The following is a 16,033-nucleotide window of genomic DNA, read 5'->3' as shown; positions in this document are numbered from 1 at the left end:
CCTCGTCGTGGAACAGCTTTCACAGGCACACTTCCTCGAAGTCGGGGCAGCAGTCGTTGAAGTCGAGGCAGGTGGGGTCACAGAAGCAGCTCACCGCCGCTTGCCCGCACAATCCCTGACAGCTGTTGGTCGTCGCCACGCAGTGTCCGTTGCCCTGGTCCAAATCACTGAAGAGCATCAGGTCGGGGCTGCCCTTTCGGTCCTCCACGCAGGAGAGCGTCGCCGAGCTCTTGAGCTTCGCGTCGAGCTGCGCGGGCGTGACTGTCGGGTTCTCGCCCAGGTACTGCGCCAGGGCGCCCGCGACGTGGGGGCTGGCCATGGAGGTCCCCGTCTCGAACTGGGCCGCCACGGCGTCCCCCGTCCAGGCCCCGAGGATGTCCACGCCCGGCGCGAAGAGGTCCACGCAGGCCCCCCAGTTGGAGTCGCTCCAGCGCCGGTCGTCCCCGTCGACGGCCGCCACGGTGAGCGCCTTGGGCTCGCTCGCGGGAGACTGCGTGCAGGCATCCAGGTTGTCGTTGCCCGCGGCGACCACGACGGGGATGCCCGCGTTCACCAACTGGGCCACCGTTGCATTGGCCATGGCGGAGAGCGGGCCGGAGAGGCTCAGGTTCGCGACGCACCGCGCGGCCTGGGCGGCGCAGTCACCGCGGACGAACTCCAGGCCCATGATGACGGTGGCCCAGCTGCTCCTGCCGGCGCAGGTCAGCACCCGCACGGCGTGGAGGGTCGTCTGCCGGGCCATGCCGTACGTGGTGCCGCCGATGAGGCTGGCGACGTGGGTGCCATGGCCGTTGCAGTCCTCGTAGCCCCGCCCGTCGGGGATGAATCCCTCCGAGGTGCCAATCCGTCCGCTGAACTCCGAGTGCTGCGTGTTGATGCCGGTGTCGAGGACATACACATGCGTCCCCACGCCCGTGGCATCGCGGTCGTCATACAGGCCATTGCGTCCCTGGCGCTGGTCCACGCGGTCGATGCCCACCGTGTCGGTGGGGTAGACGGCGGACAGCGACACGTACTGGTTCTGCTCGATGGCGGCCACGGCCGGATTCCCGCGCAGCCGCTCGAGCTGCGTGGCGTCCAGGCGCGCGGCGAAGCCCGGGACGACGGAGTAGCGATGCAGCAGCGCGTTGTCGCCACCCGCGCGCGCCACGTCGTCCTCCGCGGCCGCCATGGCCCGGCCCGTGACGGCCTCACCGAAGACGACGATGTACTCGTCGGGGACGCGCGCCTCGGGGGGCGCCAGGTCCAGTCTCGCCAGGTGTCTGGCGTCCACTGCCTCGGAGGACCCGGCCCCGGCGCGGGGCTCCTCGCACGCGCTCCATCCCAGCGCGAGCCCGCCGAGCAGGGGCAGCATGTGGCGTGTCATTCCATGGAAGGGACGGGCAGGGCTGGAGGGAGTCCGCATGGGGTCCTGTCGGGGCAGCCGGGTGGCGCCCGCGCCGACACGGGGGCCCTCCCGGATGAACGGGTGAGGTGGTGATGACAGACGCGCCCGGTCAACGTCGTGGAGGCAAGGAAGAGGGCGTGTCTCGCGATGGCGCGGGAGGTCTGCTGACTGGCCCGAGGCCGTGTGGCCTCCCGCGCACACGGTGCTCGACTCGACGGCGACTCCGGGATGAGGGGCGTCCGAGAAACGTTCGCGACTTAATGACGCCCACGTCCTTCAACCTATGCACAGATTCTCGATATTCACTTGGAGTGAACTGTTTCATCGAGAATGCGTGTCAGGCTGAGATGGAGCTGGCCCTCCACGGAGCGCAGGACGCTGGTGAACTCCTGGGAGGAGAGGTCCAGGCGCTCCTTGAGCAGACGTCGGGTCTCGTCGTGCACGGCCTGCTGGGCGCTCTGGAGCCAGCGCGAGATGGTGGATTGGTTGACGCCGAAGAGGGTGCCGAGCTTCGGGGTGGAGAGGCGATCCACGAAGTGCAGCCGCAGCAGGTAGCGGTGTTCGGAGGGGAGGGTGGCGAAGGCATCCTCCAGGGCCCTGCGGAAATCGTCGTGGAAGCGGCGCTGGATGACCTCCAGCTCGGGGTCTGGGTCGGGGGCGGGGAGCAGTTCCAGGACGGCGTCGCTCGAGGCGCCCGGCTCATGGGACTTGCGCAAGAGGCTCAGGGCGGTGCGCAGCGCCACCACGCGCACCCAGTTCGTCAAGGAACCCCGGCCGGAGTACTCGGCGATGCGCGGGGCCGCGTCGGTGCGCACGAGCAGCCGTTCCCGGACCTGCTGGCGCACCTCGTCCACCATCGCCGCCGGCAGCCTCATGTGTGAGAGCACCGCGGGTACCGCGGCCATGTGGTGCCGTTCGAAGGCGGCGAGCGCGGCCGGCAGCCCCTCGGCGCAGCCACACGCCAGATAGAGGTCCCCCGCGTCGAATCGCTCCAGTCCCGCCGCCAGCCCCTCGCCAGACGCCATGCGTGGGAAGTGCAGCGCCAGATGCCGGACGAGGACCTCCTCGGACAAGGGGATGGCGGGCCACCGCTCGCGCCCCTCGCGCCAGAAGCGTGACAGCCGGGACTCGAGCTCCTCCGTCGCGGCGGACTCCACCGGGAAGCCCGCATGCGCTAGGAACAACCGTGCGAATGCCAAGCCCCCCTGCTTCATCCCTTCATTATATCCGAACAGGCCGACTTTACTGGATGTGCAGGTTAGTCTGGGTGAAGGTGTCATTTGGGCATGAAATGGAAGTGTCTCACGCCGTCCCGGCGGCCGACCGATTCGTGAGAGGCTCTGGCCGGGGGCAATCCAGGGGGGTGCCAAATCCTTTCATCCGGCTGCCTGTGCGAGGAAGACGTGGTGGCGCTCGTCGAGGCGCGGCTGGACAGCGGGGCCCGAGGGCGGGTTCATCGCCACGCCGCCGGGTGTCCCGCGTGTCGGGACCTGCTGGTCGCCGTCATGCACAGCCAGTCCTGTCCCGAGCCGCCGGAGGCGCCGTCTCCGCCCTGGGGGGGCACGGCGGCGCGGACGTGGACGCCGCCCGCGGTGTTGGACGAGTTCCACCTGGTGCGGCTGTTGGGGCGGGGCGGCATGGGGGCGGTGTACCTGGCGCATGACACGTCATTGGACCGGCTCGTCGCGCTCAAGCTGAGCGTCGCGCTGGAGCCGGACACCAGCACGTTGGACAGCTTCGCCATCGAGGCGCGCGCCATCGCCCGCATCAAGCACCCCAACGTCGTCACGGTGTTCCGGGCGGGGCAGGTCGAGGGGCGGCCGTATCTGGTGTACGAGTACGTGGACGGCAAGAGCCTGGCGGAGCTGGCGCCGCCCTTGCCCTGGCGGTACGTGCTGGACATCGCGCTGGGGCTCGCGCGGGGGCTGAGGGCCGCGCATCAGCGCGGAGTGCTCCACCGCGACGTGAAGCCGGGCAACGCCATCCTGGACGCGGATGGCAGCATCAAGCTGCTCGACTTCGGGCTCGCGGCCTTCGTGGGGACGGACCGCTCGAAGCGGTGGGCCGTCCCGGGAGTCGTCGGCACGCCGCGCTACATGGCGCCCGAGGTCCGCCTGGGCGCGCCAGCCACGCCGCAGAGTGATTTGTATGCGCTGGGGCTGCTCGTGTACGAGCTGTGCACGGGACGGGTCCCGCATGTGCGCGCCTCCGAGGCGGACCTGGAGGCGGGCCGGGTGGCGGCCGCGCTGGTGCCGCTGGTCAACCTGGTGCCGGGAATCGACCTGGACTTCGCGGAGGCCGTCGAGCGGTGTCTGGAGGAGGAGCCGTCCGCGCGCTTCGGCCGCGTGGACGCGCTGTGCACGGCGCTGGAGCGCCTGACGTCGCAGGGGCCGGACACGGGCTTCGCGCCCGTGAGGTCGGCCCCCATCGCGGAGACCCGCCCGTGAGCGAGCGGGCTTTGGGCGCTACAGCTCCACCTTCTTCTCCGTCTGGTTCGTCCCGTCGAAGCGCAGCATCACGCCCTTGTTGTCGTAGCGGGTGATGATGTTGACGGGGCGGCGCCACAGGGACTGGAGGTTCCTGAGCGTCTCGCGGGCGTAGTCGCCCTTGAGGTCCTGGCCGTCGTGCTTGTGCGCGAGCAGCATCTCCCCACGGTTCTCGTGGTTGCCGTCCACCACCTCGATGATGGGCTGGCCGAAGTTGGTGAGCCCTTGCAAGAGCTTGCTCTTCACCTTGCGGAACTCGCGGTCGAGGATCTCCCACGAGTTGCGCTTGTCGTTGAAGCCATACACGAAGAGCTTCTGCTCCATCGCGAACTCGGGCGTCAGGAACGTGTCGATGAAGGTGATGTCGTTGTAGTGCTTGCGGACCTCGAAGATCTTCTCGCGTCCGGCGCCCAGCTTCTTGTCCCAGTTGCGGCGGGCGCGCAAATCATCACACTCGTCCCACTCCTTGCCGAAGCGGCCCTTGTTCCAGCGCTCCTCGATGTCCCGCCACAGCTCGATGCCCAGCTTGTAGGGGTTGATGGCGCCAGGGCGGGTGCCCATGGTGCCGGAGTGGTGGTCCGCGTAGTCGATGATTTCATCGTCGCGCAGCGCCCTGCGGGTCATGATGGTGGAGTGCCAGTAGCTGGCCCACCCCTCGTTCATGATCTTCGTCTGGCCCTGGGGCGCGAAGTAGTGGGCCTCCTCGCGAAGAATCGCCAGGATGTCCGACTCCCACGGCTCCAGCGGCGCCTCCTCCAATAGGAAGAGCAGCACGTCGCGCTGGGGGCGCTCGGGGAACTTCTTGGCCCGCTGCTTCTCGTCCTCCACCTTCTTGCGCTGGGAGTCGAGGAACTCGGACGGGTTGATGTATCCGCGCATGTACTCGCGGCCGACCTTGAAGCCCTCCACACGCTCGTTGGACTTGAGCTCGTCCTCCGCGCGCCTGGGGTCCGGGTTGCGCCGGATGTGGGGCGAGTGCTGGTCGATGAGGTTCTCCAGGCTCAGCGTCCGGTCGATGAAGTCCTCGACCTTCTCCACGCCAATCTTGTCCACCCAGCGGCGCACCCGCGTGGCGTGGTTGGCCATCTCGTCGATCATCCGCCGGTTGGTGTGGCGGAAGGAGAAGTTGTTCTTGAAGAAGTCGCAGTGTCCGTAGACGTGGGCCATGACCAGCTTCTGGTCCACCTCCGGATTGCTCTCCATCAAGTACGCGTAGCAGGGGTCGTTGTTGATGACGAGCTCGTAGATCTTGCTCAGGCCGTACTCGTAGCCCTTGGAGAGCTGCTCGTACTCCATGCCCCAGCGCCAGTGCGGATAGCGCGTGGGGAAGCCGCCGTAGGCGGCGACCATGTTCATCTCGTCGTAGGACACCATCTCGAAGACGGTGTCGAAGAAGTCGAGTCCGAACTCCTTCGCGTAGCCGTGGATCTCATCCCTCAGCGCTGCGAGACGGGGCGTAAGGCTCTTGGGCATCGGGAAGTCTCTCCGGAGGACAGGTGGGGGCGCTGACTCTTCAGCGTCCCTTGCCGAGGAAGTCCTTGATGGACGCGTAGATGGCGTCCTTGTCCGCGATTTCGCTGAGCGCGACGTTGGGGGTGTCACCCACCGCCTCGCGCAGGTCCTTGATGAACTGACCGCTGCCGTAGGGGGACTCCACCTGGCCGTAGGCGAACTGGTTGACGTTGGGCAGCACGTCGTTGCGCAGCATCTCGATGCACTGGCGCGTGTCGTCCGCGCTCCAGTTGTCGCCGTCGCTGAAGTGGAACGGATAGACGTTCCAGGCGCTCTTCGGGTAGTCGGCCAGGATGATGTCCCGGCAGAGCTTGTACGCGCTGGAGATCATCGTCCCGCCGGACTCGCGGGTGTGGAAGAAGGTGTCGCGGTCCACCTCGCGCGCCACCGCGTCGTGGATGATGTAGCGCGCCTCCAATCCCTTGTATTGGTGGCGCAGCCACGTATCGAGCCAGAAGCTCTCGATGCGGACGATCTCCTTCTGCTCGTCCCCCATGGAGCCGGACACGTCCATCATGTAGATGATGACGGCGTTGGTCTCCGGGAGGTCCTGCAGCTTGTAGCTGCGGTAGCGGCGGTCCTCGCGGGTGGGGATGATGACGGGCCTGGCGGCGTCGTAGGTGCCGGCGGCGATCTGTCTGCGCAGGGCCTGCTTGAAGGTGCGCTTGAAGTGGCGCAGGGATTCGGGACCGGTGGTGTTGATGCCGGTGTAGCGAATCTTCTGGGTGATGATCTTCTCGTTCTGGCGCCGCTCGATGTGGGGCAGCTGCAGCTCCTCGCCCAATATCTGCGCGAGCTCCTCGAGCGTGACGTCCACCTCCAGGGCGTGGTCTCCCTCGCCCTGGCCGGCCTGGTGCCCGTCCCCGGGCTCCACCGCCCCGGGGCCGAGCTGCTGGCCCACCTCGCCGTCACCCTGTCCGACGCCGCCCTGCTCCTTGTGGCCGTACTTGAAGCGGGGGATGTCGATGAAGGGGATGGGGATGCTGATGGCATCCTTGCCCTTCTTCCCAATCATCTCGCCCTTCTGCACGTACTTGCGCAGGTTGGCCTTTATCTTCCCGCGGACGATCTGTTTGAAGCGGGAGTGGTCCTGGTGGATCTTCAAGGTCACGACGGCTCGCCCTTCTCCTGAGGTGGTTACTCCTTCGCGTCGCCGCGGGCGAAGATGCTCGCCACGAAGTTCAACACGTCGGTGGAGCAGATCTCGCAGTAGCCGTAGTTCTTCATCATCCGGTCCTTCACCAGGTCGATCTTCTCCTGGGTCTCCTTGTCCACGACGGAGGAGACGAGGTTCTTGAGCTTGATGCTGTCCTTCTGGTCCTCGAACAGCTTCAGCTCGAGCGCCTTGTGCAGCCGCTCATTGGTCCGGTAGTTGAAGGTCTTCCCCTCCACGGCCAGCGCGCCGATGTAGTTCATGATTTCGCGCCGGAAGTCGTCCTTGCGGCTGTCGGGGATGTCGATCTTCTCTTCGATCGCCCGCATGAGCCGCTCGTCCGGCTCCTCGTAGAGGCCGGTGTACTTGTTCTTGACCTTCTCCTTCTGGGTGTAGGCCTTGATGTTGTCGATGTAGTTGCCGCACAGCTTGCCGATGGCGTCCTCGTCGGCGCTGATGGCGCGCTGGACCTCGTTCTTGACGATGTCCTCGTACTCCTGCTTCACGGAGGTGAGCAGCTCCTTCATCCGCTTGCGCGCGTCCTCGTTGTTGATGAGCGAGTGCGTCTTGAGGCCCGCCTCCAGCTCGTTGAGGACCATGAAGGGGTTGATGCAGCCCTCGCCCTTGTCGCTCACCAGCGCGTTGGAGATTTTATCCTGGATGTAGCGCGGGGAGATGCCCTCCAGGCCCTCGCGGATGCTCTCCTTGCGCAGCTCCTTGATGTTGTCCTCGGTGAAGTTGGGGAGCGTCTTGCCGTTGTAGAGCTTGAGCTTCTGCAGGAGCGACAGGTTGTGCTTCTTGGGCTCCTCCAGGCGCGTGAGCACCGCCCACATGGCCGCCATCTCCAGCGTGTGCGGCGCGATGTGCTTGCCCTTGATGGCGCGGGAGTTGAAGTCCTTCTCGTAGATCTTCACCTCCTCGGCGAGCTTGGTGATGTACGGCACGTCGATCTTCACCGTGCGGTCCCGCAGGGCCTCCATGAACTCGTTGTTCTCGAGCTTCTTGTACTCGGGCTCGTTGGTGTGGCCGAGGATGACCTCGTCGATGTCCGTCTGCGGGAACTTCTTCGGCTTGATCTTGTGCTCCTGCGACGCGCCGAGCAGGTCGTAGAGGAAGGCGACGTCCAGCTTGAGCACCTCGACGAACTCGATGATGCCGCGGTTTGCGATGTTGAACTCGCCGTCGAAGTTGAACGCGCGCGGGTCCGAGTCCGAGCCGTACTCGGCGATCTTCCGGTAGTTGATGTCACCGGTGAGCTCGGTGGAGTCCTGGTTCTTCTCGTCCTTGGGCTGGAAGGTGCCGATGCCCACGCGGTCCTTCTCGCTGAAGACCAGCCGGTTGACGCGCACGTGGTCCATCACCCGCGCGAAGTCCCCGTGGTACTGCGTCATCAGGTCCTTGAAGACGAAGCGGCAGGCGGGGCACAGCTCCGAGCCGTCCGGCACGGTGTAGCCGGAGTCCGTCGGGGACAGCTCCTGGTAGACCTTGGAGCGCCACTCGCGGGGAACCAGGTTGAGCGGCTCCTCGTTCATGGGGCACTTCATCTTCTCCTTCACGACGGTGCCGTCCGGCAGCTTCTTGTCGGTGGTCCAGGAGAAGGTGTACGCCGCGCCCTCGGGCGTCTTCGAGTAGTCCTCGGTGCCCTTCTTGAGCAGGCGCGCGATGGTGGACTTGGACGAGCCCACGGGGCCGTGCAGCAGGATGACGCGCTTCTCGGTGCCGTAGCCCTGGGCCGCGGACTTGAAGACGTTCACCAGCTTCATCAACGGCACATCCAGGCCGAAGATGGCGTCCTTGCCGCCGAACTTCTCGTCGCTGAAGAAGTGGTAGCGGATGAGCTTCTTCTTGTTGTCGATGTACTCCGACTTCCCGTGGCTGAGGATCATGTCGTAGATCCTCTGGAAGGCCGTGCGCGTGACCTTGGGGTTCTTCCGGACGATTTCGAGGTAGTCCTCGAAGTTGCCTTCCCAGTTGAGCTCCGCGTAGGTCTTCGCGTCCTGGAGCGCGGCGATTTTGGAGACCCACGAACCCTTCTCAGCGTCCCTCATGTCTCTCCCTCGGAAGCCGGCCTGGGGTGCGAGGCACTCGCGCCCTAGGGGGCCAGAATGGTGAACCTGGAGGGCTGGATTGCCATTCCACAACCATCCCGCCGAGGTCCCAGGCACGACAGCCCTGCAGCCAATTCGGGACCCCGCCGCGGAATGGGACCGCGCGTTACGCTCGTGTCAGGGGCAGGACGCCACAAGGCGCGCCCCCTCCACGGGGTGAAGAGGCAAGGGGGATTATAGGGCGGCGCGTGCAACGGGGTAGGTGCCCCCCCGGAACGCGAGGGGTATTGAACGCCTGACAGCCTTGCCGGAGGCGGACTGTTGGCTGGCTGTGGGGCGGCGTCTGTGTTCCTTCCACATGTCGGCGGAGCAGGTGAGGGCTGTCGAGACATCCCTGCCAGCAGCCAGGCGGGCGTGCCTGCACCGAAGGGTGATACATTCGCCGCGCGGTACACGTTGGCTTGCCCGAGGCGCCTTCGGGGGACGCGAGGGCGGCGGTGTGCTCGGTTCGACGCGCGCTTCGCTGAGGGTGAAGTCGGCCGCGGGGAGCCCCCAGAAGACGGGGTCGCCGGCTTGGCTTTGGGCCGTGCCTGCGTATCCTGCCGCGCGTCATGGCGACCGCACCCACCTCCGTCTCCCACCCCCCGTCCTCCGTGCCGAGTCTCGCGGCGGTTCCATCTCCCGCGCCCGAGCCGAGCACGCGCCTTCTCCTCGGGGTGCTGCTGGCGGTGGCGCTGGTGCCCAGGCTGCTCGTCTTCTTCGTGAACGAGAACCTGTACGGCGACGCGGTGGTGCGCACGGAGCTGGCGGAGCGGTGGCTGCGCGCGCCGCACCTCATCACCGCGTACGGGGATGGCGCGTACCAGTTCGGCCCGCTGCACATGTACCTGGTGGGCATCGCGCTGTCGGTGTTCGACCGGGAGGTGGCCGGGCGCGTGGTGAGCCTGCTGTTCGGCGTGCTGTCGGTGGTGCCGTTGTTCGCGCTGACGCGGCGGCTGTTCGACTGGCGCGCGGGCATGGTGGCCGCGCTGGTGTTCAGCGCGTGGGGCATGCACCTGCAGTTCTCCACCACCGCGGGCAGCGAGGCGGTGTCGCTGTTCTTCATGCTGGCCGCGTTCGCGTTCTACGCGGAAGGGGTGGACGAGAACCGCTTCGCGCCGCTGTTCCAGGCGGCGCTGATGCTCAACCTGGCGTGCGCGCTGCGCTACGACGCGTGGATGTACATCCCGCTGTTGTGCCTGGGGCTGTTCTTCAGCAGCCAGGACAAGGTGGCGGCGGTGACGCGCGCGGTGGGCTTCGGTCTGGCGTGCCTGCCGTTCCCCCTGTTGTGGATGCAGGGCAACGAGCTGATGCACGGCGACCCCTTCTACCCGGTGAAGGCGGTGGAGGACTTCCACCGCGACTGGGTGGTGTCGTCGGCGGGCTCGGGGGCGGCCATCGGCTGGCGCGCGCAGCAGCTGTTCTTCTGGCCGGGCGTGGCGCTCTTCACCCTGACGCCGGGCGTGGGGCTGCTCGGGTTGTGGGGCATGGTGAAGGCGTGGAAGGCGCGGCCGGACACGCGCTGGCTGGTGGCGGCGGCGGTGGTGCCCGCGGCGTACTTCACGTTCCGCGCGGTGGTGCTGCTCAACTTCGTGCCGCTGGGGCGCTTCACGGTGACGCAGCTGGCGGTGGTGCCGGTGTTCGTCGCGTTCGGCTTCTGGTCGCTGATGGGCTCCAGGAGCGAGGGCGCGCGCAAGGGGGTGGCGGGCGTGTCGGCGCTGCTCGCGGTGGTGCTGCCGGTGGCGCTGGGCGTGTACACGTTCCGCGACGACGGGCGCCTGCAGACGTCCCTGCGGCCGGTGAGCCCCACGTCGACCAACCCCGTGCCGGTGATGCGCGTGGCGGACTTCGTGAAGGCGGAGGTGGCCGAGAAGGGCGGGGCGCTCGCGCTCGATACGGACCCCAGCTACATGGACCTCCAGGTGGCCTTCTTCTCCGGCCTGCCCGAGGAGCGCATCGCCCGCGTGCGCTGGGACACCTTCCGCAAGCTGCTGGGTGAGACGCGGCCGGAGGTGCTGGTGCGCTTCGACCAGGGTGCGCTGGCGAAGGACCCCGGGGTGACGCTGGAGGGGCGCACGCTGACACTGGACGGCGTTGCCTACGAGGAGCTGGACGGCTTCACCGCGCCGCTGCACGTGTACCGGCGCCGGCCGTAGGGGCTCGAAGGCGTCACCCGGAGTGGCCGGGCTCGTCGTCGTCGTAGTCGTCCGGGTGGTAGTCGGTGTTCCGGCTGCCGCGCGCGTCCAGCCAGCCCTGGAGGATGAACTGGGCGGCCACCTGGTCGATGACCTCCTTGCGGCGGGCGCGGCTGACGTCCGCTTCCAGGAGCGTGCGCGTGGCGGCCACGGTGGACAGCCGCTCGTCCCAGAGCTCCACCTGGATGCCGAGCGTCTGAGTCACCGCGTCCGCGAACTTGCGCGAGGCCTCCGCGCGGGGGCCCTCCGAGCCGTCCATGTTCAGCGGCAGGCCGAGGACGAAGCGGTCCGCCTCGTGCTCGCGCGCCAGGGCGCCGAGGGCGGCCAGGTCCGCCTTGAGGGACGTGCGTCGAATGGTGGTGACGCCTTGGGCGGTGAGGCCCAGGCCGTCCGAGACGGCCACGCCAATGGTCTTGGTTCCGAAGTCCAAACCCAGGGTTCGCATGCGCCGCGCAACTTAACCGCATCCTCCCTCGCGGACCGCGCCGTCCGTTGACGGGGACGTGCTCGGGTTGTCAGTCCGGCTAACCGACGGAATTCGCTCGCGTGGTCGCCGGGCCGACGGGCGGCACCGTCGCTGCAACCCCCACGCGTCATCGCGCGGCACTCCATCAACCCGCCGCGTGGGAGGACTCATGGTGGACTTCTTGAAGAGCGCGACGAACCTGCTGGCCCGCCCGGAGGGCTCGGCGATGGAGGGTGCGGGGGACGCGGGGAACCTGTCGCCGCTCGTCACCAGCTCCATCAAGGCCGCCACGGGCGTCATGACGGGCAACGTGCTGCAGGCGGCGACGGGCGTGGCGGGCGTGGCGGAGGAGCTGAAGAAGAACCCGGCGGCGAAGACGGAGTACGCGACCTCCGGAGGTGCCGCGGCGAAGACGCAGGGCTATGCCCCGCTGCTGCCCGCGGGCGCGAGCGCGTTGGACCCGAAGATGCTGGAGTACGAGGCCGCGCTGAAGGTGCTGGAGGCGAACTTCGAGCAGCTGGACCTCGCGGATGGGAAGAAGTCCGGCGCGCTGTCGAAGGAGGAGCTGCGGCGCGCGGCCAACGACGCCAGCCTGTCCCCGCAGCTTCGCAACGCGGCCCGGTTCCTCACGGAGAACGCGGCGCTGTTCGAGCGGGTGGACTCGCGGGGGCTGCTCTCGTCGCTGATGCCGGTCCTGGGGACCTTCTACAACGATGACCGCATCAAGCTGTCGGGCGTCCGCGCGGAGCTCAAGCGCGTGGGTGAGGAGTTCGCCCGATATGGCCGGCCGACGGCGCCGCCGGTGTCCCCGCCCAAGCAGGAGGACTGCCCGCCCGGCACGACACCTCCTCCCACCACCGGGGGGCCGCCTCCGGGGCCGCGCCCCACCACGCCGGGGAATCCGTCACCGGGGACGGGTGGAGGAACGGGTGGCACCGGTGGCACGGGCGGTTCGAATGGCTCGGGCGGAGCGGGGCCGGTGGGGGGCGGCAAGCCGCCCACGTCGAAGGACCCGGACTTCCGTGAGTACCTCGAGGCGGTGGCGGTGCTGCGCGACAACTGGGGGACGTTCGACACGGCGTCGGGCGTGAAGGATGACCGCGTGACTCGCGCGGACATGCTGGCGCTGCTGAACAACCAGGGGGCGTCGTCGACGCTGAAGAAGGCCGCGCAGTTCTTCAAGGACCACCCGGAGTACTTCGACCGGCTGGAGATGGCGGCGGGCATCGACGGGCGCGACGGCATCATCGGCTTGCTGGATGTGAAGGCGGAGCTGGAGCAGTCGAAGGACGTGAAGACGAACACGCCGAGCAAGGCGGCCTCGAGTGTTCGCGGCATCGTCGACAACCCGCGCATGAGCATCGAGGACAAGGTGCAGGCGATTCTCGGCGCCATCTCCAACGACACGGACACCGAAATCATGGAGGTGATGGAGCAGATGGCGACCGCGGGCGAGGACCGCGCGACGCTGGGCTCCACGGACGTCGACAAGAAGAAGGCGGCGAAGCTCGACGGGGACATGCGCGAGCTGGAGCTGCGGCTCCAGCGCCTGCTGGAGAAGCGCAAGGCCATGTTCGACCTGATGAGCAACATGTCCGCCAAGTTCAACGAGATGGCGAAGACGGCCATCTCCAACCTGCGCGGAGCCTGAGTCCATGGGTCGCGTCATCAAACACGAGGGAATCGAGGGCATGCGGATGGAGACCGGGGCGGTGCACAGGATGCGGTCCTTCGCGCGGGGCGAGGCGACGTGGGCGGAGGTGGAGGGGATGACCTTCGAGGAGGCGAAGGCGATTGCGCAGGTGGGCTGCGACCTGGCGGCCGCGGGGCGGCTGGAGGAGGCGCGCATCCTCTTCGAGGGGCTGGTGGCCGGGAACCCTCGGGACGCGGGCGCTCACGCGGCGCTGGGCACCGTGTACCAGAAGCTCGGGCGGCTGGAGGAGGCCATCGCGGAGTTCAGCACGGCGCTGGCGCGGGACGCGGGACATCCGGTGGCGCTGGCGAATCGGGGGGAGTTGTACCTGCGCAAGGGGGAGCGCCAGGGCTTCACGGACCTGTCGAAGGCGGTGGAGGTGGACCCGCACGGTGAGACGGCGGCGGGACGCAGGGCGCGGGCGCTGGTGAAGGCCATCACGCTGGTGGCGGTGGAGAAGCTCAAGCAGGACGCCCAGCAGCCGTAGCTGGGAGGCGTGGGGGGAGGAAGTGCCGCTGGCGCTCGGGGGAGTGGCCCGGCGGCGGCTGTCGGCGGGTGGGCTCGGGTGGAGAGGGTAGGGGAGTGGTGGAGCCCACCTGCCGGCCGCTTTTTCACATCAGGGAGCGGGCAGGTCGGCCAGACGTTCGCCCACGGGGGGATGGCTCATGCCCTTGAGGACGACCCAGCGCGGAGGGTCGGGGTCCATCTTGTTGACCCGCGCGGCCTTCACCAGCATTCGGCGGAACGCGTCGACGTCGTGGGTGAGGCGCAGGGCGAAGCGGTCCGCCTCGCGCTCACGCTCGCGGGAGAAGGCCCCGGCCACGGGGGCTCCCAGGAGCAGCACGAGCGACAGGAGCAGCGAGAGCAGCGGCAGGGTGCGGATGTCCGCGAAGCGCGAGGTGCCGAACCAGTTCCGCGCCGCCGCCACGCGCAGCATCCGGTCGATGGCGAAGAGCAGCGCGACGACGGCCAGCGAGGAGGCGATGCGGCCCGGCCACTTCTGCTCCTGCACATGGCCGGCTTCGTGGGCCACGGCCGCGAGCACCTCGTCCTCGGAGAGCTCCTGGAGGATGACGTCGTTGAGGACGATGGCGCGCGTGGGCCCCTGGCCCGCGAAGTACGCCTGGATGCGCCGCGAGGCCACGGAGGTCTTCTCCACCAGCACGTCGGAGAAGGTGATGTCCGCCTGGGCCATCAGCTCCGTCATCCGCGTGCGCAGAGGCCCCTGGGGCAGCGGCTCCTGCTCGAAGTAGAGGCGGCCGCGGTACGTGTCGAGCGCGGAGGAGACGAGCATCAGCAGGGCCACGGGCACGCCCAGCACCCACCACCACTGCCGCGTGCGGCGGGCCAGGCCATACAGGCCGATGACGAGCGCGGCGATGGCGAACCCGCCCAACAGGTGCCCCTTGAGCATGTCCCGGGCGAAGGCGGCCGGGGTGTAGTTGGACATGCCGTGCTGGTGCTCCAGCGTGTACGCGAACCAGATGTCCACCGGCGCGTAGACCAGCTTCACGAACAGGTCCGTCATCAGCGCGAAGAGGACGGCCGCGCCCCAGCCGGACTCACCCCACAGCCGGTCCATGGCGCTGAAGAAGGCGCGGCTGACGGGCGCGGTGCGCAGGACGCCGAAGCGGCGCTCCAGTCCCGCCGCGGCCGCCGTGGCCATGCGGAAGAAGGGCCTCACCAGCACACCCAACATGAGCGCCAGCAGGGCGAACCGTGCGAAGGGGTTCACCGCCGCGCGGATGTAGTGGGGCAGATGGTAGGCGTGAATCTCCGCGAGCTGCTCGGGCGTGAAGAGGGGCTCCATGGCAGGGCCCCAGGCTACGCCGCCCGGCCCGGGGCTGCCCAGTGGGCGGCCTCCGGGCGACTTTCAGCCGCGGCTCAGGTGTGCGGCTCGTCCTTGGAGGCGGGAGGCTCCGGCGGGGGCTCTCCCTCCGCGTCCGCCAAGAGCAGGGCCTTCACCTTGGCGAGGCTCTCGCGCGTGCGGTCCACGAAGCTGCTCTGCGAGCCGATGCGCTCGGCCGTCTCCAGGGTGCGCTCGTAGATGTTGATGGACTTGGTGAGCAGCACCCGAATCTTCTTTCGCAGCTCCTGCCGGTAGACGACGGCCTCCTCGGCGTTGAGCTCCGAGGGGGCGGGTGAGCTCACCATCTGCGCGTAGAGGTCCTCGTACATGGCGCCGATGCGCGAGCCCGACGCGGTGGCCCAGTAGCCGTTGCCCACGCGGATGGAGCGCAGGTAGTGGCCTTGCGAGGACAACAGCAGCTCCGCCTTATAGTTGAGGTCCTCGGCGAGCTTGTCCGCGCCCTTGGCGGGGTCCAGCTTCACGTCCTCGTAGTCGAGCCGGTACAGCTCCCCCACGAAGAAGTGCGCCTGCGCGGGGAAGTAGTCGTCCACCTCGTCCTTGTCGGACAGGGCCTCGTAGGCGGACAGGGCCTTGCGCAGCGTGGCCTCGGCGGCGTCGGTGCGGCCCGCCTCCAGCTCGCACACGCCCTGCTGCACGCGCGCTTCGATTCGGCGGTTGACCGGGATGTCCTCGCGCGCGGCGAGCGTGGACAAGAGGGCCACGGCCTCGTCGTAGCGCTCCAGGTGGTACTGCGTCTCCGCCACGCGGAAGGCCGCGTCCAGCGCGTCCCCCTGGCCCCCCTTCGCGTCCGCCAGCTCGGAGAAGCGCAGCCACGCCTCCTCCCACTCCTTGAGGCGCTGGTGGGCGAGCCCCGCGTTGTAGAGCGCCGCGCGGCGGTGCTGGCTCTGGGGATGGAAGTCCACCAGCCGCCCGAAGAAGCGCGCCGCCTGCTTGAAGTCGTTGGCCGCGAAGGCGGACGTGCCCCCCGCGAAGAGCTCCTCGTCGTTGAGCTTGTCCAGCTCCAGGTCCGCGGTCACCGTCACCGCGTCGAACTCAATCTCCTGCTTCGCCGGTGTCACCTGGGCGGTGTCCGAGCTCCCCGCCGCGCCCGTCGTCCGACATCCGGCGACACCCAGGCCCAGCGCCAACACCCAGCCCCAGCGACTGACCGACATGTACGTTCGCTCGTTCCGCGTCACGGAATG

At 68.2% G+C, this 16,033-nt stretch carries 12 protein-coding genes; 4 read left to right on the top strand and 8 right to left on the bottom strand.

Annotation, left to right across the window (positions count from 1 at the left end):
• Window positions 1-19: 19 nt before the first annotated feature.
• Together LXT21_RS24510 and LXT21_RS24505 are read right to left on the bottom strand one after the other, a co-directional pair.
• Window positions 20-1,354: a S8 family serine peptidase gene (locus tag LXT21_RS24510; protein WP_254040600.1), complete on the bottom strand. Its 1,335-nt coding sequence runs from the start codon at window positions 1,352-1,354 to the stop codon at window positions 20-22.
• A gap of 335 nt (window positions 1,355-1,689) precedes the next feature.
• Window positions 1,690-2,586 carry a sigma-70 family RNA polymerase sigma factor gene (locus tag LXT21_RS24505; RefSeq protein ID WP_254040599.1) on the bottom strand — a complete coding sequence of 299 codons (897 nt, stop codon included), beginning with the start codon at window positions 2,584-2,586 and terminating at the stop codon, window positions 1,690-1,692.
• 207 nt (window positions 2,587-2,793) lie between these two features.
• Here LXT21_RS24505 and LXT21_RS24500 point away from each other — a divergent pair, with 207 nt between their 5' ends.
• Complete coding sequence (locus tag LXT21_RS24500) at window positions 2,794-3,834, top strand: serine/threonine-protein kinase (RefSeq protein ID WP_254040598.1); 1,041 nt, start codon at window positions 2,794-2,796, stop codon at window positions 3,832-3,834.
• Between the two features lie 18 nt (window positions 3,835-3,852).
• Here LXT21_RS24500 and LXT21_RS24495 read toward each other — a convergent pair whose 3' ends face one another.
• The 3 genes from LXT21_RS24495 to LXT21_RS24485 are packed head-to-tail and all read right to left on the bottom strand — an operon-like array spanning window position 3,853 to window position 8,586.
• The gene (locus tag LXT21_RS24495; RefSeq protein WP_254040597.1) at window positions 3,853-5,346 is read right to left on the bottom strand and encodes a SpoVR family protein; all 1,494 of its coding nucleotides are present in this window, start codon (window positions 5,344-5,346) and stop codon (window positions 3,853-3,855) included.
• Window positions 5,347-5,386: 40 nt separating this feature from the next.
• The gene (locus LXT21_RS24490) at window positions 5,387-6,496 is read right to left on the bottom strand and encodes a DUF444 family protein (RefSeq protein ID WP_141332034.1); all 1,110 of its coding nucleotides are present in this window, start codon (window positions 6,494-6,496) and stop codon (window positions 5,387-5,389) included.
• Window positions 6,497-6,522: 26 nt separating this feature from the next.
• Window positions 6,523-8,586 (bottom strand): PrkA family serine protein kinase, encoded by a 2,064-nt coding sequence (locus tag LXT21_RS24485; protein ID WP_254040596.1) that lies wholly within the window; start codon window positions 8,584-8,586, stop codon window positions 6,523-6,525.
• A gap of 611 nt (window positions 8,587-9,197) precedes the next feature.
• Here LXT21_RS24485 and LXT21_RS24480 point away from each other — a divergent pair.
• Entirely contained in the window at window positions 9,198-10,781 is a 1,584-nt protein-coding gene (locus LXT21_RS24480) for an ArnT family glycosyltransferase (protein ID WP_254040595.1), read from the top strand.
• Window positions 10,782-10,794: 13 nt separating this feature from the next.
• On the opposite strand, the gene ruvX is transcribed toward LXT21_RS24480, so the two are convergent.
• On the bottom strand, window positions 10,795-11,265 hold the full coding sequence (gene ruvX, locus LXT21_RS24475) for a Holliday junction resolvase RuvX (protein WP_254040594.1): 471 nt from the start codon (window positions 11,263-11,265) through the stop codon (window positions 10,795-10,797).
• A 190-nt stretch (window positions 11,266-11,455) separates the two neighbouring features.
• On the opposite strand from ruvX, the gene LXT21_RS24470 reads away from it, so the two are divergent.
• Window positions 11,456-12,937 (top strand): hypothetical protein, encoded by a 1,482-nt coding sequence (locus LXT21_RS24470; RefSeq protein ID WP_254040593.1) that lies wholly within the window; start codon window positions 11,456-11,458, stop codon window positions 12,935-12,937.
• 4 nt (window positions 12,938-12,941) lie between these two features.
• The gene (locus tag LXT21_RS24465; protein WP_254040592.1) at window positions 12,942-13,466 is read left to right on the top strand and encodes a tetratricopeptide repeat protein; all 525 of its coding nucleotides are present in this window, start codon (window positions 12,942-12,944) and stop codon (window positions 13,464-13,466) included.
• A 129-nt stretch (window positions 13,467-13,595) separates the two neighbouring features.
• Here the strand turns inward: LXT21_RS24465 and LXT21_RS24460 are convergent, their stop codons facing one another.
• Complete coding sequence (locus LXT21_RS24460; protein WP_254040591.1) at window positions 13,596-14,789, bottom strand: M48 family metalloprotease; 1,194 nt, start codon at window positions 14,787-14,789, stop codon at window positions 13,596-13,598.
• Between the two features lie 74 nt (window positions 14,790-14,863).
• Entirely contained in the window at window positions 14,864-16,003 is a 1,140-nt protein-coding gene (locus LXT21_RS24455; protein ID WP_254040590.1) for a tetratricopeptide repeat protein, read from the bottom strand.
• Window positions 16,004-16,033: the final 30 nt, after the last annotated feature.

This window comes from Myxococcus guangdongensis (assembly GCF_024198255.1).
Classification (GTDB): Bacteria; Myxococcota; Myxococcia; order Myxococcales; family Myxococcaceae; genus Myxococcus; species Myxococcus guangdongensis.
The sequence above is the reverse complement of the archived record's forward strand: the minus strand, read 5'-3'. Positions and strand labels throughout refer to the sequence as shown.

Coding starts and splice junctions, on each gene's coding strand:
- ruvX (WP_254040594.1), bottom strand. CDS start 11,265: ATGCGAACCCTGGGTTTGGACTTCGGAACCAAGACCATTGGCGTGGCC.
- LXT21_RS24495 (WP_254040597.1), bottom strand. CDS start 5,346: ATGCCCAAGAGCCTTACGCCCCGTCTCGCAGCGCTGAGGGATGAGATC.
- LXT21_RS24470 (WP_254040593.1), top strand. CDS start 11,456: ATGGTGGACTTCTTGAAGAGCGCGACGAACCTGCTGGCCCGCCCGGAG.
- LXT21_RS24455 (WP_254040590.1), bottom strand. CDS start 16,003: ATGTCGGTCAGTCGCTGGGGCTGGGTGTTGGCGCTGGGCCTGGGTGTC.
- LXT21_RS24460 (WP_254040591.1), bottom strand. CDS start 14,789: ATGGAGCCCCTCTTCACGCCCGAGCAGCTCGCGGAGATTCACGCCTAC.
- LXT21_RS24480 (WP_254040595.1), top strand. CDS start 9,198: ATGGCGACCGCACCCACCTCCGTCTCCCACCCCCCGTCCTCCGTGCCG.
- LXT21_RS24510 (WP_254040600.1), bottom strand. CDS start 1,354: ATGCTGCCCCTGCTCGGCGGGCTCGCGCTGGGATGGAGCGCGTGCGAG.
- LXT21_RS24485 (WP_254040596.1), bottom strand. CDS start 8,586: ATGAGGGACGCTGAGAAGGGTTCGTGGGTCTCCAAAATCGCCGCGCTC.
- LXT21_RS24465 (WP_254040592.1), top strand. CDS start 12,942: ATGGGTCGCGTCATCAAACACGAGGGAATCGAGGGCATGCGGATGGAG.